The sequence below is a fragment of the Psychrobacter sp. AOP7-B1-24 genome (assembly GCF_052376215.1).
GTDB lineage: Bacteria > Pseudomonadota > Gammaproteobacteria > Pseudomonadales > Moraxellaceae > Psychrobacter.
Genome location: NZ_JBQSVL010000012.1, coordinates 1 through 25,996 on the forward strand (window position 1 = coordinate 1; position 25,996 = coordinate 25,996).

22 protein-coding genes and 1 pseudogene are annotated in these 25,996 nt (G+C 40.5%); 16 read left to right on the top strand and 7 right to left on the bottom strand.

Features of this window, described 5'->3' with window-relative positions; all coding sequences use genetic code 11:
• Positions 1-333: 333 nt before the first annotated feature.
• Positions 334-1,566, bottom strand: a complete 1,233-nt coding sequence (locus ACT3QP_RS04255) for a hypothetical protein (protein ID WP_192519690.1) — start codon at positions 1,564-1,566, stop codon at positions 334-336.
• Positions 1,567-1,812: 246 nt separating this feature from the next.
• Between ACT3QP_RS04255 and ACT3QP_RS04260 the strand changes: the two genes are divergently transcribed.
• From ACT3QP_RS04260 to ACT3QP_RS04310, 11 genes and pseudogenes are all read left to right on the top strand, one after another.
• Complete coding sequence (locus tag ACT3QP_RS04260) at positions 1,813-2,832, top strand: lipoate--protein ligase (protein ID WP_192519691.1); 1,020 nt, start codon at positions 1,813-1,815, stop codon at positions 2,830-2,832.
• Positions 2,833-3,024: 192 nt separating this feature from the next.
• Complete coding sequence (locus ACT3QP_RS04265) at positions 3,025-3,555, top strand: PAAR domain-containing protein (RefSeq protein ID WP_444524599.1); 531 nt, start codon at positions 3,025-3,027, stop codon at positions 3,553-3,555.
• Positions 3,552-4,112, top strand: a complete 561-nt coding sequence (locus ACT3QP_RS04270; protein WP_444524600.1) for a hypothetical protein — start codon at positions 3,552-3,554, stop codon at positions 4,110-4,112. Before ACT3QP_RS04265 ends, ACT3QP_RS04270 begins: the two co-directional genes overlap by 4 nt.
• 445 nt (positions 4,113-4,557) lie before the next feature.
• Complete coding sequence (locus ACT3QP_RS04275; RefSeq protein ID WP_444524601.1) at positions 4,558-4,998, top strand: hypothetical protein; 441 nt, start codon at positions 4,558-4,560, stop codon at positions 4,996-4,998.
• Positions 4,999-5,273: 275 nt separating this feature from the next.
• Entirely contained in the window at positions 5,274-5,915 is a 642-nt protein-coding gene (locus ACT3QP_RS04280) for a hypothetical protein (RefSeq protein WP_444524602.1), read from the top strand.
• A 105-nt stretch (positions 5,916-6,020) separates the two neighbouring features.
• Entirely contained in the window at positions 6,021-6,923 is a 903-nt protein-coding gene (locus ACT3QP_RS04285) for a tetratricopeptide repeat protein (RefSeq protein WP_444524603.1), read from the top strand.
• A 162-nt stretch (positions 6,924-7,085) separates the two neighbouring features.
• Positions 7,086-7,622: pseudogene (locus ACT3QP_RS04290) on the top strand (PAAR domain-containing protein); the annotation flags it as partial.
• Positions 7,623-7,694: 72 nt separating this feature from the next.
• Positions 7,695-8,168, top strand: a complete 474-nt coding sequence (locus ACT3QP_RS04295) for a hypothetical protein (protein WP_442062429.1) — start codon at positions 7,695-7,697, stop codon at positions 8,166-8,168.
• 212 nt (positions 8,169-8,380) lie between these two features.
• Positions 8,381-8,704 carry a hypothetical protein gene (locus ACT3QP_RS04300; protein WP_192518556.1) on the top strand — a complete coding sequence of 108 codons (324 nt, stop codon included), beginning with the start codon at positions 8,381-8,383 and terminating at the stop codon, positions 8,702-8,704.
• A gap of 121 nt (positions 8,705-8,825) precedes the next feature.
• Complete coding sequence (locus ACT3QP_RS04305) at positions 8,826-9,467, top strand: hypothetical protein (protein WP_192518557.1); 642 nt, start codon at positions 8,826-8,828, stop codon at positions 9,465-9,467.
• Positions 9,468-9,572: 105 nt separating this feature from the next.
• The gene (locus ACT3QP_RS04310; RefSeq protein ID WP_192518558.1) at positions 9,573-10,478 is read left to right on the top strand and encodes a tetratricopeptide repeat protein; all 906 of its coding nucleotides are present in this window, start codon (positions 9,573-9,575) and stop codon (positions 10,476-10,478) included.
• A 32-nt stretch (positions 10,479-10,510) separates the two neighbouring features.
• Here the strand turns inward: ACT3QP_RS04310 and ACT3QP_RS04315 are convergent, their stop codons facing one another.
• Positions 10,511-11,467, bottom strand: coding sequence for a hypothetical protein (locus ACT3QP_RS04315; RefSeq protein WP_192518559.1), 957 nt, complete (start codon positions 11,465-11,467; stop codon positions 10,511-10,513).
• Between the two features lie 129 nt (positions 11,468-11,596).
• Here ACT3QP_RS04315 and ACT3QP_RS04320 point away from each other — a divergent pair, with 129 nt between their 5' ends.
• Complete coding sequence (locus tag ACT3QP_RS04320; RefSeq protein WP_192518560.1) at positions 11,597-12,370, top strand: lysozyme inhibitor LprI family protein; 774 nt, start codon at positions 11,597-11,599, stop codon at positions 12,368-12,370.
• Between the two features lie 112 nt (positions 12,371-12,482).
• Here the strand turns inward: ACT3QP_RS04320 and ACT3QP_RS04325 are convergent, their stop codons facing one another.
• Positions 12,483-14,618 (bottom strand): NADPH-dependent 2,4-dienoyl-CoA reductase, encoded by a 2,136-nt coding sequence (locus ACT3QP_RS04325; protein WP_192518561.1) that lies wholly within the window; start codon positions 14,616-14,618, stop codon positions 12,483-12,485.
• Positions 14,619-14,922: 304 nt separating this feature from the next.
• Here ACT3QP_RS04325 and ACT3QP_RS04330 point away from each other — a divergent pair, with 304 nt between their 5' ends.
• Positions 14,923-16,587, top strand: a complete 1,665-nt coding sequence (locus ACT3QP_RS04330; protein ID WP_192518562.1) for an AMP-binding protein — start codon at positions 14,923-14,925, stop codon at positions 16,585-16,587.
• A 456-nt stretch (positions 16,588-17,043) separates the two neighbouring features.
• Here the strand turns inward: ACT3QP_RS04330 and ACT3QP_RS04335 are convergent, their stop codons facing one another.
• From ACT3QP_RS04335 to hemA, 4 genes are all read right to left on the bottom strand, one after another.
• The gene (locus ACT3QP_RS04335) at positions 17,044-17,463 is read right to left on the bottom strand and encodes a DUF6691 family protein (protein ID WP_192518563.1); all 420 of its coding nucleotides are present in this window, start codon (positions 17,461-17,463) and stop codon (positions 17,044-17,046) included.
• A 72-nt stretch (positions 17,464-17,535) separates the two neighbouring features.
• On the bottom strand, positions 17,536-17,973 hold the full coding sequence (locus ACT3QP_RS04340; protein WP_192518564.1) for a YeeE/YedE family protein: 438 nt from the start codon (positions 17,971-17,973) through the stop codon (positions 17,536-17,538).
• Between the two features lie 277 nt (positions 17,974-18,250).
• On the bottom strand, positions 18,251-19,384 hold the full coding sequence (locus tag ACT3QP_RS04345) for an aminotransferase class V-fold PLP-dependent enzyme (protein ID WP_192518565.1): 1,134 nt from the start codon (positions 19,382-19,384) through the stop codon (positions 18,251-18,253).
• 644 nt (positions 19,385-20,028) lie between these two features.
• Positions 20,029-21,444 (bottom strand): glutamyl-tRNA reductase, encoded by a 1,416-nt coding sequence (gene hemA, locus ACT3QP_RS04350; protein ID WP_444524604.1) that lies wholly within the window; start codon positions 21,442-21,444, stop codon positions 20,029-20,031.
• Positions 21,445-21,965: 521 nt separating this feature from the next.
• On the opposite strand from hemA, the gene ACT3QP_RS04355 reads away from it, so the two are divergent.
• The 3 genes from ACT3QP_RS04355 to ispE all read left to right on the top strand — a co-directional run bounded on the left by ACT3QP_RS04355 (position 21,966) and on the right by ispE (position 25,988).
• Positions 21,966-23,900, top strand: coding sequence for a tetratricopeptide repeat protein (locus ACT3QP_RS04355; RefSeq protein WP_444524605.1), 1,935 nt, complete (start codon positions 21,966-21,968; stop codon positions 23,898-23,900).
• A 404-nt stretch (positions 23,901-24,304) separates the two neighbouring features.
• Positions 24,305-24,925, top strand: a complete 621-nt coding sequence (gene lolB, locus ACT3QP_RS04360) for a lipoprotein insertase outer membrane protein LolB (protein WP_444524606.1) — start codon at positions 24,305-24,307, stop codon at positions 24,923-24,925.
• 97 nt (positions 24,926-25,022) lie between these two features.
• The gene (ispE, locus tag ACT3QP_RS04365) at positions 25,023-25,988 is read left to right on the top strand and encodes a 4-(cytidine 5'-diphospho)-2-C-methyl-D-erythritol kinase (RefSeq protein ID WP_444524607.1); all 966 of its coding nucleotides are present in this window, start codon (positions 25,023-25,025) and stop codon (positions 25,986-25,988) included.
• Positions 25,989-25,996: the final 8 nt, after the last annotated feature.

Below are 25,996 nucleotides of genomic sequence, written 5' to 3' on the forward strand. Positions count from 1 at the left end.
CGCGTTTGGTCATGGATGAATCCTATTGAACGTCAAACGGCACGTGCCTACATTTAATAAATGCGCCGTTATTAAAAGTCTCAGTCGTAAAACTGTCGTATTGTGAAAAAAGACTACGATGATAACTTGTTAATCGCTCAATGGGGATTGTTTCTCTATACTTGCCGCCCACTTTCTGTTTATAAATTTACCTTATCTAAAATAAAGTCAATATCCTTATCACCGCACTCTAGTAAGTTGGTTAAAATTGACTTGGTTGCTCGTTTATTAGAAATAAAGACTTTGAATAAACTTTTCCAACCCTATAGGTTATGTCAACTAATACTGATACAACTAAATCTGCGACTTTAAACTTTTCCTAGCAATACTTTTATGAAAAAAAGAAAAGAACGTAACAAAAAATACAGACGCAGATAATATTAAAATTAGAAGAGTCGCTATGGCTTGCTTATAACTCTTAGTTCCATCATTGATCGTGTATATTGTAGGATTGAATATTTCTACCATATCCGAGACATCATCTGTAATACTGAAATAGCACCAAGTAATGAAAATTATACTAAAGAAGACCAGACCGCGCTTATCTGCTGATGGTTGATTATTTTCTGTCATTACCTCTAGGGACGGAGTATCTTGAGCACTTAATAGCATATACCCTGATTGCTTATGAGCAGTAATATCAACACTATAATCCTCTATATCTTCATGTGTCTCAAGGAAATCAGGAAATTTTTCGGTAATATAGTAAGGAACATGCAGGTAATAAGTTGAACTCAAGCAAAGCGATAAGCTAATTTTATGTAACGTTTCTATGTCCCTGACTTTCAATAACAACAGATGACCTTTTACTGTTATAACCTGTTGCGGTGCTTTATGTTTTTGGTAGATATCAATTACATGTTTTATGGTCAACCCAGCACTGCCTAATGCAAATAACATATAAATATAGAAGAATATCCCTGTACACCATGAAGCAAATAATAGTAAAAGAATGGTCGCAATAAGAAAAATGGCAGGCTCAACATATATGATATTGCTTTGTCGAATATCATATTCTAAAGCCGTTTCTAAACGCTGTGAAACCACTTCTAAAGTATCCGTACTACTTGCACCTATAAAAAACTTAGCATTGGTTGCTAGGTCTCTACCGTTAACGTTTAATGCTATAGCATAGTAAGTTCTTGCCGAACTTGGCCAGTGTCCCTTAACAATAACAACTTCAATACGATTGGCCTCATTATCAATATAGATATCCATATCATAAGGGAAATAGATATGTTTGTTATCTAATCGCAGTTTTGTTTGAGTATGTCCTGACGTGGCAAAGGTATGAGCAACGACATCTTTTCCCTCTATTAGATAGACATTATCAAAATGTTCATTAGCATATGACAAGTTAAATCTTTGCATATGAAGGTTTAAGTATAGTTTCTCTTGTTCACTTATTTTTCTGACTGGATTATCGATATTTCTTAATTGATCTTTACTTTTTTTGTCAGCATAAATATAAGATACGGAAAAAAACAAAGCCAATGATGCCAGTAGTACTCCAAATAATAATTCCAAAACCAAGTTTTCCTTATTAAAATATAATCATAGTCGACCTCTTATATAAGTCATCAACAGCCCCTGTAGTTTCCTTGGAAAAATCCATAGGTAAAACATTACTTTGTAAGAGTTATCGTGATGAGACTAAAAGTCAAAACGAACGATTATAACACCAATACCAAACTTAAGTTTTTAAAATATTAGCTATTCATATGTACTCATAACACTAAATCTTAAAAGAACATTTGAGAAAAAGGACAAAAAATGAAACTTCGCATCTTAAAATCTGCCGTGACCAACCCTTGGTTCAATCTTGCGACCGAGGACTGGATATTTAATACCCTCAACCCCGACTCGCACACGCTATTCTTGTGGCGTAATTCTGAGACCGTGGTTATCGGACGTTCGCAGAATCCGTGGGTGGAATGCAAAATCGATAAAATGGAAGCCGATGATGTGTTTTTGGCACGCCGTCAGAGTGGCGGTGGCGCGGTATTTCATGACCTAGGTAATACCAATTTTACTTTTTTATCACCCAAAGATAGCTACGACCAAAAAGCGAACTTTACCATCATCATTAATGCGCTGAAAAAGTTAGGTATAGAGGCTGACTTATCTGGGCGTAACGACATGCAAGTGGGTAATAAGAAAATCTCAGGCAGCGCTTTTAAACATGCAGCAGATCGCAGCTTTCATCACGGGACATTATTGGTGAACGCTAACATGCAAAAGCTAGGCGATTACCTCAACCCTCATCCACTTAAGCTAAAAGCCAAAGGTATTAAATCCGTGCGTGCTCGCGTCGCTAACTTGGTTAAGTTTAACGAGAACATCAATCACGAGACTTTATCCGATGCTATTATCGAAGCGTTTTGTGAATACTATCGCGACAAAGATTATGGCGACACTGCACCCATAGAAACGCTAGATGAAGCCAGCCTCGCCAAGCAACCGACCTTGAATAAATACTATCAGCAAATGGCAGATTGGGATTGGCGCTTTGGCAAGACGCCTGAGTTTACCCACCACATTGAGACACGCTTTGATTGGGGCATTATCGATTTGCATCTTGATGTGAAGCAAGCAGTCATTCGCGACGTTGTTATATTCTCTGATGCACTAAATGTTGAATTGATTGAACGATTAAAAGAAACCTTGACTGGCGTCAAATACAATAAAAATGACATTAAAACCAAACTTGATGAGCTCGGCACAGCGTATCCTGATGTAGCAGCACAAGTGAATGACGTGTCTAAATGGTTGATTCATGAGATGGAAGGTTAGATTTTTGCTTGCTGCTAGGCTGTATAATCAACCGCTAAAACACCTCGCTTGCTCGGCATAGATTATATGTGCCATATAGATTATACTGCGTGATGAACTTAAGTTCGATATTTAATAATCATCGATAGTGCTATATAAATCATAAATTGGGTATTCAAACCTCAACTTTAGACATTGAAGCAAGGTAGCAATATGGTAGCCTATATCACAGTTGGCGCAAAGACGACGCATGGCGGTACGGTCATCACCGGCTCTCCGCAAACCACTCATTATGGTATTCCTATCGCTCGGAAGGGCGACAAGGTCGTCTGTAAAAAATGCAAAAAAGTCGTGACGATTATCACGGGTGACCCGTCCTATATAGTGGATGGTGCGCCTGTTGCTCGTGCAGGTGATATGACCAGCTGCGGCTCAAAACTGATTGCTATGCAGCAAGCATTTTCGGAGTCGGGTTTTGATGTGGGTAGTATTGCACAGGCAGAACCATTGCAGTTTGCGAAGTCGGATATGAATAATTCGCCCGATGAACAGTTTGATGAACAATTTCAATTGATTGATGACTTTACGGGAAAGCCTCTTAAAAACGTGCCTTATGTGATGCTATGTGATGAGAAAGAGCTGCTTAAAGGAATTACTGATGGCAATGGCTTCACAGTACGGACGCCAAAGATGCCGAAAGCTCATGACATTACTATTTTGTTAGATATGGAAGTTACATTATGAGTCAGCCTATAACACAGCAGCGTATTAACGAGTTACTAAAAGATATTGAGAAAAACAGTCAGAAGCACGAAACGAGCAGACGAATAATATTAGGTAGGAAAAGCTTAACTTGTGAGAGCGATCAAACACCTAAAGTCGTCAAGTGCACGACTTATGCAAATATCTGTCAAAGGCAGGCAGCAAAGGATCGATTCTTGGGTGAGGATACGGCGATGCAATACTTACGTGATAATAGTGATAATGCTAATTTAGCTCATGAAAGAATTCGTAATCATAGAAATACTTATGCTGGGCTACGTGAGACGGATAGAAATGCAGAACATTACCTATACGCCTTGTATAAAGTTAGGGAAAATAATCAACAATGGGGCACTTTTCATGTTCTAACTTATGGATATTCAAGTTACAAAATATACTTAAACCTAATAGGTCATACCACTGAATCTTTAGTAGGCAACAATATCTCGCCTACAAGAGGGTCGCCTGCCACTTGGGATGAGTTACTAGCAGGTTACTACGGTACAAACGATGGTCTGTACGGCATAAGAGGTGAATAATATGATCAAAAAAATATGGAGCTACATTAAAACAATCATGATATTTCTGATACTTTTTTATATCTTATATATTATTTTTGTTTTTACTTATTATCCAAAAAAGATGCAAGAGTTTTGTGATTCTATTAATGAAGGAAACTTGATTAACGATGTGCAAAGAGATGTTGAGAATAATAATTTTGAACAATATAAAAACACTCAAGACAAAAGACTATTGGTCTCTGATCCTAGAACCATAGGTAAATCAACTTGCACGATATACTATAAAGACAACGGACAAGTATATAAAAAGTTGTATATGAATGATTAGCTTTTAAATCCAAAATCTGATCACTTGCCTATCTGATCACTTGCCTAATAGGTATATTTCCATCTTAAGAGGCCATATAATGACAAACTATGACAGCATACGAGCGTTTGCCAACGACTGATGCATGGGTAAATCATGAAAGCTATAAAATATCTTAAAAAAGCATCCAAGGATCAAGCGATAGGTACTATCCTTATTACGTGCGTTATCATGTCTATGTTTGTAATCGCAGGACCTGCTATGGAAAAAATGGCAGGTAGGGCTAATATTGGTGGCTTTGAATTTATTTGGCAGCTGATATCTAGCTCAGTTCCTGCTATGTTATTTATCTTGTTAGTTATTTCAAACATCGTTGTAGACTTACTTGTACTACGCAATATTAATTATGCAAAATATAATTTATGGCTGTTTATACCTAATATATGCATTATTTTAATAATAATATTTTGGGACAAAAATAACTCTTTCGAAAATCTATTGTTATTCGTACTATTCGCCTATAAAAGTTATAGGTACTACAAATATTACAGCCATTATCGGCAGTATATGAACCAAAAGGAAATGAAGATAGAATGAATAGAATAACTACAAGCATTACTGACCAAGGCACCCATTAATCAGATGATTAAATAGGCAGTTGTGAATAGTTTCAATTGGAGGTTTAGACGATGAGGAAGATCATTCTATAAGTTTTCAAAAAGAGTTTAATTACCTTTATACACCTGAGTGACAACTACTCTTCCATCGGCAGACTGATAGGCGATACGTAGGTAAGCTAATAATCAGAAAGGTATAACCTAATGCAAAAAAAAGCTTTCACTCTGTGGACCCTCCTCCTGCTAACATCTTGCATGTCTAACAATACTCCTAATCATGATAAGCCCAGCGCTGCTTCAGCTGAAAACCATGACAGCCCAAAAATAAATAATGAGCAAGCTATAGAAGAAAAAGAGCTAATAGTTGACGAACGTGAAGACAATGAAGCCGTTCTACGTCGCGTTGTAGAACGATGGGAGGAACCCATAAGTGCTGATGAAAAAGCAAGGAAGTATCAATCTTTACTTGATCTTGAAAAAGACGGGGATATTAAGCTTGCCGAAGGCAACTATGGCGGAGCTTGGTATAGATATAGCGCAGGATCTATTCACTACCCCTCCCCTAGGGTATTAGTGAAAGCAGGAGATGCTTTAATACTAGGCTATCTTAATTCTTCATTCACAATCTGTAATTGTAGTCTAAGTGATATAAACGATATGACAGAAGATACAAGCAGGAAAACTGTTGAATTAGATTACTTACGTTATGGAATATATAGAGAATATGGCGTAGCGCTTGACTTCAACCGTTATCCCAAAACAGATTACAGAGAAGAGCAGAGCTTAAGCAAGGAAGAAGAGCAACAGTTAGTCAAAAAAATAGAATGTCTAAACGAGAAACTTGACTTTGAGGCTGAGTCAGCTGACGTATCCATTTTGGCGCCATGTATTGGTTGATAAATATCAAAAAATAGTAGCTTGCATACCTGTACGAGAAGGTGAAACTTACGAACAGGTTAGTCTAAATCAGCCAATTCAATAGTATTTCCTACCGGAGTTTCGATGTATCAAAGAAAAACTGCTTCTTTAATTCAGTCTTTACTACTAGCGACAGTGCTATCCAGTAGTTTAATAACTGCTGCTTGCTCAGCAGAATCATCAAATACAGAGATACTTTCCAAGCAAAACACCCCTGCTGAAATATATGAACTTGGAGCAGCCTACTATGAGGGCGACTCAGTTCCTCAGAGCTATGAAAAAGCTTTTGAACTGTTTCAAAAAGCCGCTGATCAAGGCTACGCACCTGCTAAACATTATCTAGGTATTATGTATTATGAAGGGCTAGGCGTAGATCAAAATTATCAAAAAGCATTTGAATGGGTTGAGCAAGCTGCTAACCAAGGAGATTCTGATGCTCAATTTGATTTAGGTGTTATGTATTATGAAGGTTTGGGCGTAGATCAAAATTATCAAAAAGCCATGGAGTGGTATCTATTAGCCGCCGAGAATGGATCTGTCGATGCGCAAAGTAATATTGGCTCGCTTTATTATTTTGGTGAAGGCGTGACTCAGGACTATGGTGAAGCTTTGAAGTGGTATCAAAAAGCAGCTGAGCGAGATTCAGCCATGGCACAGTTTAATATTGGTGGTCTCTACGAGAACGGCTACAGTGTGTCACAGGACTATGACGAAGCCATGGAGTGGTATCAAAAAGCCGCTGACCAAGGGTTAGATTTAGCACAGCTTGCTATTGGTGGTCTCTACGAAAACGGCAACGGCGTGCCACAAGATTATGACACAGCTTTTGAATGGTACAAAAAAGCAGCTGATCAAGGCAATCAAGAAGCAAGCAATCGCATCGGTAGATTAGTCATGAATAATAAAATTGACGATACTGGTATCACTATCTACAGCACTCAAGAAACTGGTCTTACATTGGGTGATCTTGAAAATATGAGCCAATAATAATAAAAGCTGTATGAGCCAACAGTTTTTAGCTCATACAGCCACTAATTTATAAAGTGTTTAACAACCTCATCACTCCACCAAACCATCTAAAATAGATTTGACTTCCGTGACGTACTGACCCAAATCTGGCTTTGAATATAAGGCTTTACCAATGGCGGTACGGTCATCACCAGCTCTTTACAAACCACTCATTATGGCATTCCTGTCGCTCGTAAAGGGGACAAAGTCGTCTGTAAGAAGTGCAAAAAGGTTGTCACTATTATCACTGGTGACCCGTCCTATATAGTGGATGGTTCACCTGTTGCCCGTGCAGGTGATATATATTTTGCGCCAAAAGCACATGAAAAGGACTTTTCTCTAGCTTCAGACGCCGCCAGCAAGCATTTCTTTATACATGAAATGACCCATGTATGGCAGTATCAGAATGGTCAAACTGTTGCCTTACGTGCTATTGGCGAGCAACTGTTTTTTGAATTCCCAAGTAAAATTGGATTAGGAGATGGTGCGTACGTATATAAACTTGATCAAAGCAAAAATCTACTTGATTATGAGATAGAACAGCAAGCTTCTATTGTTGCGGATTATTGGGCTATGAAGAATAGACTTATTGATAAAGTTAAGCAAAGAGCTACTAATCGTAGTGAAGCATATTTAGCTCATTATTCAATAGTAGTAGATACAGTGATTAAGAAATAGTTGTTATTTACTTTGGTTGTGAACTTTTTACAATGTTTTTTTCAAAAGGTATTAAAAGATATGACTAAATTCATGAATAATTTTTCATATTACTTTTTAAATCCAATCATTTTATTGATATCGCTTGGTATATCTGGCTGCATTTTTGATAACCGTGCACATAGTCCTCCTATTACTGGAGATATTGAAATATCAAAAGATAGTAAAGGTGGCTTATGTTTTATGCCTTTACTTGCCTCTGCTACCTTTATGGAAGAATCTGTAAATTTAAGGAGTATAAATATGGAGTATCTTACTATTTCCGACCCTAACTCAACAGGAGGGGATCGAATTAAAATAAATATTGAGCCTAAAAGTAAGAAATATTTTACTTTAAAAAATGGACAAAAAATATGTCTAAATTCTAACAATCCTAATTTAGAAAAAACTATTTACACACCTTTAAACAAGCAATCATTGTCAGTCTCAATTGCTGGCATAGATGACAAAAATGAAATCTCGATAATTTTTTACAAAAAATTTGACTATCCTTACCTAGTTGAGTAATAAGGAATTTCTAGATGCTATTATTGATACGAAAAAGTAGAATAAGGTGTTTAGATCGAGTAATGAATTCTTATATATTCAATATACTTAAAATAATATTCGTGCTATCAACAACTAGTCTTCTTGGATGTTTCCAAGACTATCCTACGCATAGCCCTCCTATCGAAGGAAGTATTGATATATCGAAAAACAGCAAAGGTGATTTATGTTTTATGCCAATATTCAGTTCTGCCGTCGTTATGGAAAATCCTATAATTTTTAATTATATTAAAATGGAAGAGCTTGCTATATTGGATCCGAATGCTGAAATAAGTGATCATGTCAAAATACAGATTAAACCCAAGAATAAAAATTATTTCAGTTTGAGAGATGGGCAAAAAATATGTTTAAACTCTAATAATCCTAATTTAGAACAAATTACTTATTCTAAGTTAGATAGGCAATTGTTAATAGTTTCAATTGGAGGTTTAGACGATAAGAAAGATCATTTTATAAGTTTTCAAAAAGAGTTTAATTATCCTTATACACCTGAGTGACAACTATCCTTCCATCGGCAGACTGATAGGCGATACGTAGGTAAGCTAATAATCAGAAAGGTATAACCTAATGCAAAAAAAAGTTTTCACTCTGTTGACCCTCATCCTACTGACGTCTTGCATGGCTAACAATGATCCTAATCAGGATCAGGCCAGTGATGCTCCTACTGAAAAACATGACAGCTCAAAAATAAATAATGAGCAAACTATAGAAGAAAAAGAGCAAGTAGTTGACGAACGTGAAGATAATGAAGCCGTTCTACGTCACTTTGTAAAACAATGGAAGAAACCCATGAGTCCTGATGAAAAAGCAAGAAATTATCAATTTTTACTCGAGCTTAGTAAAAAGGGAGATATAAATTTTACCAAAAAAAATTATAGTAAGGCATGGTACGAATATAGTACAGGCTCCATTTACTATCCCTCTCCGAGGGTATTGGTAAAATCAGGAGACGCTTTAATATTAGCGTATATTAGTTCTTCATTCACAATCTGTAAATGTACTCCAAGTGATATAAACGACATGCCAAAAGAGACAAGCATGAAAACTGTTGAATTAGATTACTTAAGATATAGAATAGACAGAGAGTATGGTGTAGCGCTTGCTCTCAACCGTTATTCTAAGATAGATTATAAAAACGAGCAGCGTTTAAGCAAGGAAGAAGAGCAGCAGTTAGTCGAAAAAATAGAGTGTCTAAACGAGAAGCTTGACTTTGAAGCTGAGTCAGCTGACGTATCTATTTTGGCGCCATGTGTTGGTTGATAAATTTCAAAAAGAGGTCGATTGCATACCCGTACCAGAAGGTAAAACGTATGAGCAAGTGAGTCCAAATCAGCCGATTAAATAGTATTTTCTACTGGAGTTTTAATGTATCAAAAAAGAATCACACCTTTAATTCAGCCTTTACTACTAACGACACTGCTATCCAGTAGTTTGATAACTGCTGCTTGTTCAGCGGAGTCTTCAAACACACCTATATTATCTAATCAAAGCACCCCTGCTGAAATATATAAACTCGGACTAGCCTACTATGAGGGCGACTCGGTTCCTCAAAACTATGATAAAGCTTTTGAACTGTTTCAAAAAGCTGCTAACCAGAAGTACTCTGATGCTCAATTTAATCTTGGTGTTATGTACGAAAACGGCATAGGCATTGATCAAAACTATGAAAAAGCAATGCAATGGTATTTGTTAGCAGCTGATAATGGAGACTTTGAGGATCAAAATAATATAGGCTCACTATACTATTTTGGCAAAGGCGTAGATCAGAACTATGATAAAGCTTTTGAATGGTACAAAAAAGCTGCTGATCAAGGGGTAGGTGTAGCACAACTTAATATGGGTGGTCTCTATGAGAACGGTTATGGTGTGCCGCAAGACTGTGACACAGCTTTTGAATGGTATACATTGGCAGCTGACAATGGAGACTTTGATGCCCAAAATAATCTTGGCACTTTTTATGAAAACGGCTACAGCGTACCGCAAGACTATGATAAGGCTTTAGAGTGGTATACCAAAGCCGCTGATCAAGGTTTAGATTTAGCACAACTTAACATCGGTGGTCTCTACGAGAATGGCAACGGCGTGCCGCAAGATTATGACACAGCTTTTGAGTGGTATCAAAAGGCAGCTGATCAAGGCAACCAAGAAGCCAGCAATCGCATCGGTAGATTAGTCATGAATGATAAAATCGACGATACAGGCATTACTATCTACAGCACTCAAGAAACGGGTCTCACATTGGGTGATCTTGAGGGCAGCTTGAGCGAATAGAGATCGTTCTATTAGATATCAACTTAGGTAACCTAACAGTCATATGCTTCGTGATACTCCATCTTAGACTTAATGATCTTTTCGATATGTCTGACGAATATCTTGGTCTCGGGTCGACTATCTTCATCAACGATCAGCAAACCTCCTATCGAAACATAGCAGACGCCAGCAGACTTAGTAGGTAATAGATTGGTCCACTTAGAAAAAATATCATTCTCTAGTTGTACCGTTTGCCAGTAGTTCGATAAATAATAGTCACCTATCGTAGATTGCCACGTACAAACTTCAGACTCCGTGATAACTGATTGAACTGCTAATGGCGTTTGAAACAGTGCCTCTTTGTGTAATCCATCGAATGCTCGGATGACGAAAGCAGCAGGATGGTTTGGGAACTCCTCTCTTTCTCTTGATCGAGGCATACTTTGTGCTTGCTTTGTCTGAAAAGACTCAATAGTACTCATATCAACCTGATCAGCCATTTCAGACTCCAGCTCACGTATAGGCTTTGAGTACAAGGAATCTAAAAGATCTATATCACTTAACGATATAGATAAAGAGCCAATAATTTTTTCGTTATCTTCCTCTCGTACACCGCCATACATGCTAACGCCAATAACACAATTATCAAATGCCCATTCACAGTGCTCTACTACATTATCACTATAGTAATGGCTATCAGAGAAATAGTTTGACCCCGGACCTAAATACGCTATAAGTTTTTTAATAACCTGTTGCCTATTAAATAGTTGTGCTGGGATATTGATCCATATTGAATCAATCAATCGGTCGTCATCTGCTGCACTAAAATGACAGTAAGCAACGTTGAGAGACCAAAACTTAGCTAATTTTATAGTTACTATTTTAGGCATATAACTTTCTTCATAAGAGCGAGTTACCGTATCTTTTTCAGGAAGCTGAGCTTTTATATCAGATAACTTATCACCCCATTTAAATGTCACATCACCGAATAGAAATTCGTTTTTTCTCATGAATGTCTCTTTTAAGATACTGTATAGTCATAATGATATACTTATGTCTATTATTAAGAAAGCTGTTAGGAAGTCTCTAGATTAGATATTAAGCCATTTACAAAAACATCTTCTAGCAATGAGAACACTATGAAAAATCTACTCGTAGCGATACTAAGTATTTTGGGTACTTGCCTACTATCTACGCCTGCAAATGCAGCAAGTTTTGATTGCAACAAAGCTGCTACTTGGGTAGAAAAAACCATTTGCAAAAGTCCTGAGCTTTCTAAGCTTGATGACACAATGGCAAAAAAATATAAAAGCAATCTTGCTACTTCTTCTGATTATGAAGACAGCACAGCTTTTAAAAATAGAACTATTGCGAATCAACGCACATGGCTCATGTTTCAGCGTGATACCTGTAAAAGTGAAGAATGTCTGATACGCGAGTATAAAGAATATATCGAAGAGCAAACCAATTACGGTGTGGCTTGGAGTTTTTCAGATGAGCTAAGTCGTTCTGATTTACCGAGCAAAAGTGCCTTTGGGGATTTTTCTCAAACCTCTCAAATCTCAATATATAATTCAGAAACGCAGAAATGGGAAGATACAGGAGAAGCAACAAACACGGTATCAATTCATAGTGTCGCTAATAAGCCTCACCTTTCCATTATCGAGGGCGTTTTGATTTTTACCAATGCGCATATCTGTGATTTGGGAGAAAGCAAAGCCATATGGTCAGAGAATCATTGGGTCATAAACGATGATCAGCCAGATCAAAGCGTTGATCTGCGTTTATATCCAGCAATTTATCAAGGTAAGAATCAATTGTTATTAAGAGACATGGACGACCAATATAGAAAACTGCACTGCGGTATGCGAGGGTATTTTGACGGGATTGTGTTGAAACGTGGGGTGAGTTAGGTTTGCTAATTTAAAATTAGACTTCGCTGAACATTTTCAAATCGGCAGGTTTTTTATACAAAAAAGGCAGCAAGGTAAACAACCTCGCCACCTTTATGTTTTGATCTAATATTTATATCCCAACCGCAACCTCAGCCCCATCACGAATCGCACGTTTGGCATCTAGCTCAGCTGCTAGCTTAGCACCGCCGATTAAGTGATACTGCGCATCTGGTGCATCACCGACATTTGGCATCAGCTCAACAACAGACTCTTGACCAGCACAGACGACAACGCTATCAACACGTAATAACTGGCTTTGACCTTGACTGTTGGTGACCCAAATACCTTCGTTGGTGATTTTGTCATACTGCACACCCGCGACTTGGATGACGCCGTGTGATTTGATATGCGCACGATGCACCCAACCAGAGGTTTTATTCAATCCACTACCCAAGCGGCCTTTGCTACGCTGCATGAGGTAAACTTGGCGAACAGGTTTAATGGCTTCAGGCTTAACCAAACCACCATCCGTTTGATAATTGACATCATTGGTCACGCCCCACTCTTCACGCCACTCACTAATAGACTGCGGTGTGGTGCGATAGCTTGGATCTTTTAGCGCATCAGGGCCAATTTCATCCAGCGACTGGCCATGATTAGCGGTTAGATATTCACTGACATCAAAACCAATACCACCAGCACCGATGACAGCTACAGTATTGCCAACTGATTTCTCGCCAGAGAGCAGCTCAGCATAACTCATCACTTGTGGTAACTCAGCACCCTCTAATTTACCTTCTAGGCTTCTAGGCACGACACCTGTTGCCACGATGACGTGATGAAACTTGGCTTGTTCGATCATGGCTTTATCAACCTTAGTATTGAGTTGAATCTCAACACCTAAATGCTCAAGCTCATTGATATAGTAGCGAATGGTCTCAAAGAACTCTTCTTTACCAGGGATGACTTTGGCATAGTTGAACTGACCGCCCAAGACATCTTTAGCTTCGAACAATGTCACTTCATGACCACGCAGCGCTGCCACATGTGCCGCTGACATACCTGCGACACCGCCACCGATAACCGCTACCTTTTTAGGTTTTTTAACTTTTTTATAGACCAGTTCAGTTTCATGACAAGCTTGAGGATTGACCAGACACGTTGAGCGTTTGTTTTCGAACGTGTGATCGAGGCAGGCTTGGTTACAGGCGATACAAGTATTAATACGGTCCGCTTGACCATTTTTAGCTTTATTGACCCAATGGGCATCAGCTAAGAATGGACGCGCCATTTGAATCATATCAGCTTGACCTTTAGCGACGATGTCTTCCGCTGTTTCTGGCATATTGATGCGGTTGGCCGCCATCATTGGGATATTAATATGCTTTTTGATTTCAGCGGTAAAATCAACAAAGGCTGCCCGTGGTACGCTCGTGACAATGGTCGGAACACGCGCTTCATGCCAGCCAATGCCAGTGTTCATGATGGTCACGCCTGCTTCTTCTAGCGCTTTTGCCACGGTGATGACTTCGTCCATGACGTTACCGTCTTTGACCAAATCAATCACTGACAGACGGAATAGAATAATAAAATCTTCACCGGCAGCGGCACGAACCGCTTTGACCACATCAACAGCGAACTTCATACGGCCGTGGATATCACCGCCGTAAATGTCTTCACGCTGATTCACATGACGCGATAAAAACTGGTTGAGCAAGTACCCTTCTGAGCCCATGATTTCGACACCGTCATACCCTGCTTGCTTGGCAAGCTTGGCTGAACGAGCGTAGTCTTTTACCGTCTGCTCGATGTTTTTAATACTCATCTTGCGCGGTTTAAATGGTGAGATTGGCGATTTAATCGGACTTGATGACAGTACAAAAGGATGATAACCGTAACGCCCGCTATGCAAGATTTGCATAATGATTTTGCTGTCGTGCTTATGAGCCGCACGGGTCACACGTTGATGGTTCATAACGTCGGCTTTGGTGTTCATGGTACCACCCGCAGGGAGCAACCACCCCTCGCGATTGGGTGAGATACCACCTGTAATCATCATCGCCACGCCGCCTTTTGCACGCTCTTCGAAATATGCTGCCAACTTGCCGTAATTATAAAAACGATCTTCAAGTCCTGTATGCATAGAACCCATAACCATACGGTTTTTAAGCGTCGTAAAACCCAAATTGAGTGGTTCAAATAAATGTGGATAGTATTGGTTGGTATTGGCAGTTTCAATCGGCGTGGCAGTGCGGCTGGCTGACATATCATTTTCCTTATGAATGGCTTGCGGGACGTAACATGACTCATATCCTAACACACCGCTATTATTGTCAGCTATGCAGACAAACGACTGGTGAGTGGACATTATATTAACGACAGTAGACACCTCTACAGTAACTGGTTAAATAAACACCAAAAAATCAGTACAATTGTCTGTTATGACCGTTTATAATCATTAGATGCTGATACCGTCGATTAGAATTAGCACGGGCTTGGTCCTTCGACCATAGCGCTGACCGCGACTAAGATATTAGCGAATTTAAAAAACAGGATAAAGGATTATCTTCATGACAGACTTCCACACTGGTCTTGGCAAAAATGCGGCCAACCATCAACCACTAACCCCTATTGACTTCATTATTCGCAGTGCGCAGGTGTACCCTGACAAGACTGCCATCATCTACGACGATCTAGAACACAACAACCTTACTCAAACATGGCAACAGACCTATGATCGTTGCAGGCAGTTAGCTGATGGACTACGCAAACTGGGGGTTGATAAAAATGATACGGTGGCAGTAATGATGCCGAATACGCCAGCGATGATCGAATGTGCCTTTGGCGTACCCATGTCAGGTGGCGTGCTCTGTACTTTAAATACCCGACTCGACATCAATGCCCTCACCTTTTGTCTGCAGCACTCAGAGGCTAAAGTTCTCATTTTAGACAGTGAGTTTGCTGAGTATGCCGAGATTATCGATGAAACTTTTCCCAACTTAATCGTCATTCATGCGACAGACACTGCCATCAAGGTCGAACGATTTGGACAAATGAGCTATGAGGAATTGGTTGCTAGCGCTGACAGTTTAGACAACTGGGAAAAACCATTAGACGAATGGGACGCGGTTGCACTGAATTATACCTCTGGTACAACAGGCAAGCCCAAAGGGGTGGTCTACCATCATCGTGGTGCCACACTAAATGCCGTCTCTAATATTTTAGATTGGGATATGCCCAAGCATCCGATGTATCTCTGGACGCTACCACTGTTTCATTGTAATGGTTGGTGTTTTCCGTGGACTATTGCAGAGCGTGCTGGTGTCAATGTCTGCTTGCGCAGGATAGATGCAGACTTGATTTTACAGCTGATTGCTAAGTATAAAGTCAGCCATTATTGTTCAGCACCTGTGGTACATAATATGATTGCAGGCGGCAAACCTGAATATAAACAGGCGATTACCCATCAAGTCAATGGCTGGGTCGCTGGGGCACCACCATCTGAAACCATGCTAGCGGCAATGGAGAAAATGGGCTTTCATATTTCTCACGTTTATGGCCTCACAGAAGTATATGGGCCAGTGACGGTCTGTGCAGAGCAAGAAGACTGGGATGAGATAGATGTCGCCGCTCGTGCCCAGAAAAAATCACGCCAAGGGGTAATATCTCACCTCATGACGGGATTTGAAGTGTTCAAACAAGGTACCACTGAGCCCGTCACAGCCAATGGTGAAGAGATGGGCGAGCTAGCACTGCGTGGTAATATGGTGATGAAAGGTTATCTTAAAAGCCGTAAAGCCACCGAAGATGCCTTTGCTGATGGCTGGTTTCGTACGGGTGACTTGGGTGTCAAATACCCTGATGGCTACATCAAAATCATGGACAGGCTTAAAGACATCATCATCTCAGGCGGTGAAAACATCTCTAGTATCGAAGTCGAAAATGTTCTGTATAAAATGCCTGAAATTGAAAGCTGTGCCGTCGTTGCCGCACCACATGATAAATGGGGTGAAGTACCCGTTGCCTTTATTGAAATTCATGCAGGCAATACTTTACAACGCGACACCGTGATGGAACATTGCAAGCAACATTTAGCAAGCTTTAAAGTACCAAAATATATTATCTTTGCTGAAATACCAAAGACCAGTACTGGTAAAGTACAAAAATTTGAACTGCGCCATGCAGCCAAATCATTGGCACACGAAACACCAAAAGTCACGGCTAGCGCTCAATAAAGCGGTAATTTATTAAATTACAACTCATAAAAAGGTCAGCTATATATAGCTGACCTTTTTTGCGAACACTAGGGCGTGTTGAACATTCAAATGTTAGGACTGCTGATCGCTAAAATTGCACCAAACTAGGCGCAAACCGACGATAATATCGAGATCTTAGCTAGGCTTGCAACAACGTTTGGGGTGATTTTAGCATCAGCCCTTTGGGGCAGTACTCTTTTTTGCCAATATATGGCGAAATTGTTTAACCTAGAATGACTAGGCATCAAAAATTTCACTGCATATTGTCTAAAAAATAGTCACTGCCAGCACCACATTTGAATGTTCAACACGCCCTAACCTATTTATACTGTAATTGGTTCAATATAATTTGGAGATAAAGAAGCCAAGTAAAAGCACTCCAAATAGTAGACTAAGCGAGGCTGTTTGAGCGCTAGTTTATAGAGAACTCATCTATCAGCCCAGTTTGGGCTCAAGCCATTGATAAATCAACATACCGATGATCATGGCGGGGATAAAGACATAAGCCTGCCATTGCCCTGTGCCAAGCAGCACAATACCTGGTCCTGGGCAGATACCCACCAAACCCCAACCGATACCAAACAGCATCGCGCCGATGAGGAGCTTTTTATTAATCACCGTTTTGCTCGGCAGTTCTATCATTGTACCGATCCAGCTAGTCTGTTGGCGCTTGGCAAGTTGCACACCAACGATTGCCACGATTAATCCACCGCCCATAACCAATGCAAGGGAGATATCCCATGCACCAAAGATATCTAGAAACCCTTGTACTTTCACAGGATCAGTCATACCAGATATTAGCAATCCAAAGCCAAACAGCAACCCTGCCACTAATCCAATCAAATTTTTTAACATTGTCGTTTCTCGCTATTATTTCTTATCAATACAGCTTCTTATCAATACAGCTAAATACGGTCTTTGCCTTTTCTAAATCAAGCCTAAAATCTGCCGACCGATATAAACCGTCACAATACCAAAAAACATAAAAGTCGCCGTTGCTGCCATCGAACGTGGAGACAAGCGCGCATTACCACAGATACCGTGGCCACTAGTACAGCCAGATCCCAAACGTGTCCCGAACCCAACCAACAACCCTGCACCAATTAATAATGGCAAAGAGCTGCTGATTGCCACCTCAGGCAACGGTTTGACGATGCTATATAAGATTGGCGAGACGATGAGACCTACGATAAATAGCACTTGCCACATCTCTACGCGCTTGGGCTTCAACAAGCTAGAAAAAATACCGCTAATGCCTGCAATACGTCCGATACCGAGCAGCAATATGACCGTTGCCACACCTAGTATTAGACCACCTACCAAGGAAATTGGCGTAAATGCTTGCCAGTCTATCTGTATATTCATATTGTTTACCCAGTCTTATGTTTATTAGAAACAGACTTCAATAATTAATTTATATAAATACATTATATTATAAAATATAATAAAAAGCCAAAAAATACCGAACCTAGCATAATGCTGTGGCTCAGTACTCTTTTATTCTAAAAAACCTATCTAATACCATGCACAAAAATTAGAGTAGCAAGGAAAACGAGTGCAAGTGCTACTCACTGTAGACTAAACAAGTTTGACACCGCTAATCGTATTTTTTGGGATTGGTATAACCTAAAAAACTTACTTACTATTCAGCCAATACTTCATCAAGTACTGACTCAAAACGCGAAACCGCACCATCAACATCAGTTAATTTGTCTAGACCGAATAAGCCCAAGCGGAAGGTCTTAAAATTATCAGGCTCACCCACTTTAAGTGGTACACCAGACGCAATCTGCATACCTGCTGCTGCAAACGCACTACCTTTATGCATATCATCACGGTCGGTATAAACCACGACAACACCTGGCGCTTCAAATCCCTTCGCCGCCACGCTTTCGATACCTTTGTCGGCAAAGACTTGACGAATACGATTGCCCAGTTCCCACTGCGCATCACACAATGTATCAAAACCAACTTTTTTGGCTTCTAAAATAGTATCGCGGAACTGACGCAAGCTGTCCGTTGGCATGGTCGCATGATAAGCATGGCCACCGTTCTCATAGGCACGCATTATATTTAACCACTGCTTCAAGTCTAGGCTAAAGCTATCAGACTCCGTGCTGTCTACTTTTTTGACAGCAGCATCGCTTAACATGACCAAACCAGCACACGGCGTACTACTCCAACCTTTTTGTGGCGCGCTAATAAGAACATCGATACCTAAAGCTTGCATATCCAACCAGACACAACCTGACGCGATACAGTCAATGACCAATAAACCGCCTACGCTATGCACGGCAGCACTTAATGCTTTAATATAATCCGCTGACAGAATAATACCTGATGAGGTTTCAACGTGTGGGGCAAATACGACTGCTGGCTTTTCTGCTTTAATCTTAGCAACCGCTTCATCAATATCAACAGGTGAAAATGGTTTTGGCGTATCACCTTCTTCACGGTGCGCAGTCAATACGGTGGTCGACTTGGCAATCTTGCCTTTTTCTAAGATTTGCGTCCAGCGATAGCTAAACCAACCATTACGGATGACCAGACAATCTTCATCATTTGCCAATTGGCGTGCTACGGCCTCCATACCAGAAGTACCAGAACCAGGAACGATAGCAACAGCATCAGCGTTATACACTGATTTCAGCTCACTAGATAAGTCATTCATCACTTGCTGAAAGACTTTCGACATGTGATTAAGGGCACGGTCAGTATAGACCACTGAGTATTCTAATAAGCCGTTTGGATCAATATCTTGGCGTAATGCAGTCATGGGACACTCCTAGTTTATTGTTAGGTAATTTAATAATTCTTAATGATTGGCTACAAAAAAAATTCAGAAAATAAAATCCAAATATCAAAAAGTAGACACTAAAATTCAAACACTCTCTAAACAACTCTAGCCAATATTAATCGTATACGCCTACCATTCACAAAAATTAGAGTAGCGAGAGGAAGTACTACGCATGATAGATTAAGCAAGTTTGATGCGGCTAATCGTGCTTTTTGGATTTGGTATAATATCGAGTAATAATCGAGAGTATGATGCAGGGTTGACGATATAGCACTTTATCCTAGTGCTATTGCCGTTGGTAACCATGTCTTTTACGCATTCGTTTTATTAACTTTAAATCAAGTTACATAAAGATAGATGCGCCGTTATAGATGCTACACGGTGGTAGATTGATAACGAGAGTTATGGGGTATTAATGAGATGAACAGGTAGAGATCTAGCTGGCACTAAAACTTCTAGCACATGACCATTAGCAAGTTTTGACATATTATCATCACTTAATATGCTCATAACAGCTTGATATTAGCACTGATAATATAGGTTGACAACGATATGTTTATGCGATGACTTGCGCCAGTTCATATCAAGAGGTTTTGATAAGTTACCTGATCAATAAATAGCGGCTATCGATGACTGCGATGCGCATCTTGCAGTCCCGACACCACAAAATCCAGCAGCTCACTATCACCCTCTCGGGCAGCCTTGCGCATCAGCTTCGATGGTGCGTGTGTCAATGTCTGAGTCAGACGGCGTGACAGCTCAGTGATGATTGCTTCGGGAGTGGCATTGTTTTGCTGCAATTGAGCTAAGGACTCATGTAATAGCTTATCTACCTGACCTTGCGTACACGATCGATACTGCTCAATATCTTTACCGACTTGGCGCACTTGAAAGCGACGATCCATCTCAACGACCAACTGACTGACCAGTAACTCCGCATCTACAGCTGCTTGCCTGCGCTGCTCGATGTTACCCGCAATGACATGCTGCAGGTCATCGACAGAATACAAATAAATATCATCGATACGGCTAATGGTCGAGTCGATATCTCGTGGTACAGCCAAGTCAATCATCAACATAGGCTGATAACGACGATGCTTTAGCGCCTGCACAGTCATGGTTTTATCAATTAACAAATCCATACTGCCACTACAACTACTCACAATATCAGCATCCGCCAATACTTGCGGCAGCTCTTGCAAGGTTCGGACTTCCACACGGCGATTAGGATTACGCAGTTCCGCCGCCAATGCTTCCGCCCGCTCAGGATTGCGGTTACAGATAATAACGCGCCCAACGCCAAGACCTGCGATATGAGTGGCTACTAGTCGATTCATCTCACCTGCGGCAACAACCAGTAGAGTACGACTGGGTAAGTCATCAAATATTTGTGTGACCAACTTGGCGGCTGCATAACTGAGCGAAACCGCCTGGGCACCCACTTTGGTTTCATTACGCACACGCTTCGCAGCAGCAAACACTTGGTCGACGACCCAACCAAGCTGATTACTCAACGTTCCTTCCTCTTGTGCAAGGTGTACCGAGCGCTTAATTTGCCCCAGTATCTGTGGCTCACCTAATATCATAGAATCTAGCCCAGCAGCGACTCGGAGCCAGTGAGTCAATGCGTGGGTATCACGATGCACATAAAGGTATGGGTCAACCTCAGTAAGAGACAATTGCTTAAAAGTAGCCAACCATGTTTTAATTTTGATAATATGAGCACTAATGGCAGCAGAAGATAACGTGGCGCTGCTACTAAAGCCATTATTAGAAACTGGCGATATAGCAGGATTTGTTACTTGCGCACCTGCGGAAGGGGAAACCAACGCTTGCGAAGCTGGGTTTGACGTGGCCAAGGTCTGTGGTACTAGGGCGTAAATCTCAGTTCGGTTACAGGTGGAAACTATTACACTACCGTCTGTTAATGCTTCTAACTGTTTGAGCGCGACATTCACATCGTCACCTACTAGCGCCAAGCGCTCTCTTAGAGCGACTGGTGCAGTTTTGTGATTGACTCCGATGACCACTAATCTCATTATTGATAGACCATAAAAATGACGCTCACCTGCCAACCCCACTATCTTATTATTTTGAAAAGACAGTTTTGAGTGACAACGTTGAAAGGAGTACCCTAAAAATCGCTCATTATATCATTATTGCTGGCTTTAATTAACACTCACCCATCTATGATAACTATTTGATTGTATCTGGGCATACATGTAACAAATCAACCACTCATATGATTGGTAAATCCAATATTTATGTTTTAGCAAATGTTTATAAAAACTGACATAAACTATTCGCCTCTTCCACGCTAACTTGTTATATTTCCATAGTATGCCAACCAATACAAATAGTCAGAAAGCCATACTTTGCTAAACAGTAGTCAGTAGAAAAATTACTACCAATATTTGAGTAACACGGCCACTATTGTTTATATCATCCATCTACTCTTATAATGCTTATCATCGGTACTCGTTACCAACAATTACTCTGCAGCGCTGACAAGATAATTCTCTTATCAGCATAGGTACACAATGGGCAAACACGGTTATCTATGATTTTCTTTGGGTCATTATTTCAATCAAAACTTGCGCATGACGACCAATTTAACCTTCGTGCTTTATGGCATGGCATTATTGAACGTCTGTGCCAACGTTATAAGCTAACACTATCGTTGGCCGTTTGCCTATGCTTGGGCTCTTCTTCTATCCACGCCAGTCCATCGAATATCTTACTAGAAACAAACACACCCAAAATAGCAACTGCTATCCAAAATGACAGTGTGTTAGATAACGCAACAATAGATATTAATACAACGATTCATTCAAGCACACAGTCTACAGGAAAGGTTGATAACGTTAATGGCTTAGCGCCAACAAACTTGTGGCAACCTGAGCTACAAGAACCAAGCTTATATGCACTACTAGATGCTGAGTTTGCAGCCGATCGTGATGACAAACAACGCGCAATAACTATTTATAAGCAGCAATCCTTTAAAGAAGACGCGACTGCAGTATTTGAGCGAGCACTTAGTTTGTCTTTGCGTAATGAAAGAATTGAAGACTCATTGCAGTTTGCCAAAACGTGGCAAGATCAAAACCCTGATCACGTTCCCGCTTGGTTTTATGTGGCGCATTTAGCCCTACGCGCCCACGACTACCTACTCGCTGGCGAAACCTTAAACCGTATTTTACGTTATGACCCTCGAGCAGATCTCAGCGAAATTCTTATCGGTATTTATCCCAATAACGATCAAGACAAACGTGAACTACTGGCGGCACTGCAACCACTTGATAGCGAACAAAATGCTTCACTCTCTGTGTTAAAAGCCGGTTTGCTTTACCAATTTAATGAGCCTGAGAGTGCCATTATCCATATCAACCGTGCTCTAGAACACCAACCGGATTACGTACCTTTTATCACACTGAAGGCTGACATATTGCGCAAAATCGTAACCGCTGAAACGGTTGTCAACTACATCAGTCAAGCACGCTTGCGTAATCCAGACAGTAAAAGCTTATATCTGTATGAAATTCGCTATTTGCTAGATTTAAAACAAAGCCAAGAAGCATGGGAACTATTGCTCGATGCACACGAGCATTTTAATGATGATGCCGAAATTACCTTGCTAGCAGCACTGGTAAGCTTGGATATCGAAAAGTATGATAGTGCGGACCAATTACTTAATATGCTCGCAAAAAACCAAGCGTATCTGGATCAAGCTTATTACTATCTCGGTATCAGTGCCGAGCGCCAACATAACTTTGAACAGGCTAAATACTATCTTAATAACGTCATGCAAGAAGATTTAGTGTTAGAAGCTCGTAGAAAAGTAGTTACACTTGACTTACTCAATGACGATACCGAAGCGGCAATAGCAACCTTAAAAAAACTGCGAAAAGACTTCAGTGTTTTTGCACCAGATACCTTCGTGATGCAAGCAGATATTTTACGGCAGCAAAATAAGCCTGACGATGCCCTGCGTCTATTAACGCAAGCCGCTCGTCAATCTCCTAATAATGAGATGTTGCTGTTTGCCCGTATCCAACTGTTGGATGACAAAGATGATTACGTCATTAAACGCACACTGCTCAATCACTTGCAAGCATTAGATCCTAGTAATTTATCGTATCAGCTCAGCTATGCTCAGCTATTATTGGCCAATCAAAGCAGTTCTGAGCAAGGTCTCAAGCTAGCAACAGCTATCATTCAAATTCGCTACGATGACCCACGTTATGACAATGAGCTACATCTACAAGCACTCAACGTCCTAGCAAGCAATGCGCTGGCCAACGAAAACTACCAACAAGTTATCAACTACCTACAGACACCTTATGATGTACTGCCGACCCTACGCTCAGGAGCTTTACTACTTCGTGCTTATCAAGGCTTAGGTAACAATGAAAAAGTTGAGTCATTACTAGCAGACTTGCAGCAGCGTTTCTCATTTGGTCAGCATAATATCAATGACCGTACGCAACTGTATTAGTATTAGGGCGTGTTGAACATTCAAATATTAGGGCTGCTGATCGCTAAAATTGCACTAAACTAGGCGCAAGCCGCCGATAATGTCGAGACCTTAGCTAGGTTTGCAACAACGTTTGGGGTGATTTTAGCATCAGCCCTTCGGGGCAGTACTCTTTTTTGCCAATATATGGCGAAATTGTTTCACCTAGAATGACTAGGCATCAAAAATTTCACTGCATATTGTCTAAAAAATAGTCACTGCCAGCACCACATTTGAATGTTCAACACGCCCTAATATGAGAGTATAAGAGTCTGCAACTTTTAGGTTTTCGCTTACAAGGCACGTATAAGAAGCTAACAGCGGCGCATAACTGAGTAACAAATAACATTTAAGCTAATAAATTTGGTCATTATTGGGAAAATCACATGTCATTATCAACACCCTCTTACAAGCTTAATAAGTTCGCTCTATTCAGTGCCATGACTGCCGCACTCGTGATAACCTCTGGCTGTCAGTCATTAAAAACGGCTAATGCGACCAACCAACCAATGACTACTGTACAAAATCAACCTCAAAAGCTTGAAAGTTTTAATATCACTGGCAAAATCGGTGTTACAACGCCCGCCAATGACACCACAGGCGCTCAAGGTGGTAGTGCATTTTATGCTTGGGGACAACAAGATGACCGATTTGCAATTGAGCTAATTGGCGCCTTGGGTATTGGCAAGACCAACATTGAATACAATGGTCAAACTGCCACTCTAGTCAGTGAAAAAACAGGCACATTGACCGCTGACGATCCTGAAGAGTTATTGAAAAAAGCCACTGGCTGGCAAGCACCTATCTCGCAAATGCCTTATTGGATATCAGGTAACCCTGCACCTTCAGACAGCGCACCAGAAATGGATGGCCAAAACCGTCTGATAAGCTCAGTGAACGGTGATTGGAGTGCCAGCTTTACCTACAAAGGCTCTGACAAGCTACCTAGCAAAATCAGCGCTGTGCAGCCTCAAGGCAATAAAGTGGTGATGACCATTAATCACTAAGCAGTTATTAGACCGGTATTAGGCAGCCATCGAAAAACCCTAAATCATTTACCAAACCACCACGGATTACCAAAACCGATGGCAATGACAGAACATTATGAGTAAAAACTTAATCCATTTTTCTGATACTACTATCACTCGCTTATCGCCCGCAAAAATTAACTTGTTTTTGCACATCGTGAGTAAGCGTGCTGATGGTTATCATGACTTACAAACTGTGTTTCGCCTGCTCGATTGGGGCGATTATCTGCATTTTTCAGTAAACAGTGAAGTCGTTATTGATACCAGTAATATTGATAGCAGTAATAATGAGTTAGACTCTACAAGGCTTTGTCATCAACTACTCACACTGACTGGCGCGGAATCGATAACGACCAGTATAGAAGACAACCTCATCTTTAAAGCAGCACATGCATTGCTAGCGTCTGCCATACAATCCAAAAAGCTGCCATTAGTAAAGATCACCCTAGACAAGCATTTACCGATGGGCGCAGGATTGGGTGGCGGCTCATCCAATGCCGCTACTACTTTACTGGCATTAAATGAGATTTGGCAGCTTAACTTTGATCAAAATCAGCTTATAGAAATCGGTGTGAAAGTGGGCGCAGATGTGCCTATATTTATCTTTGGGCAAGATGCAATTGCGATGGGTATTGGTGAGGAACTGACCGCCATTGATTTACCAGAGCAGCAGTATTTAATCTTAACGCCTGATGCACACGTCAATACTGCCAAGCTGTTTGCGCATCCCAAACTGCAACGAAATATTACTACCTTATCTAGTGAAATCATCAAAAATCAGTGTAATGATTATGTGCAAACGCTCACTACGCCCTATCACAATGTCTTTACACCAGTAGTCACGAGCCTCGCGCCCGCTGTTAAAAAGGCTTTACGTTATTTACAAGGATTAGAAGTTCAAGCAATGGGCACAGCACGAATGACTGGCTCTGGTAGCGCAGTATTTTTGCCGTTGGATTTAAGTATGACTACTGACAAAGCGCTCTTAGCAAAGTGGATTAAAGGTGCGCCTTGTGCAGGGTGTGTGGTGAAAAACTTATAGCTGTTTTT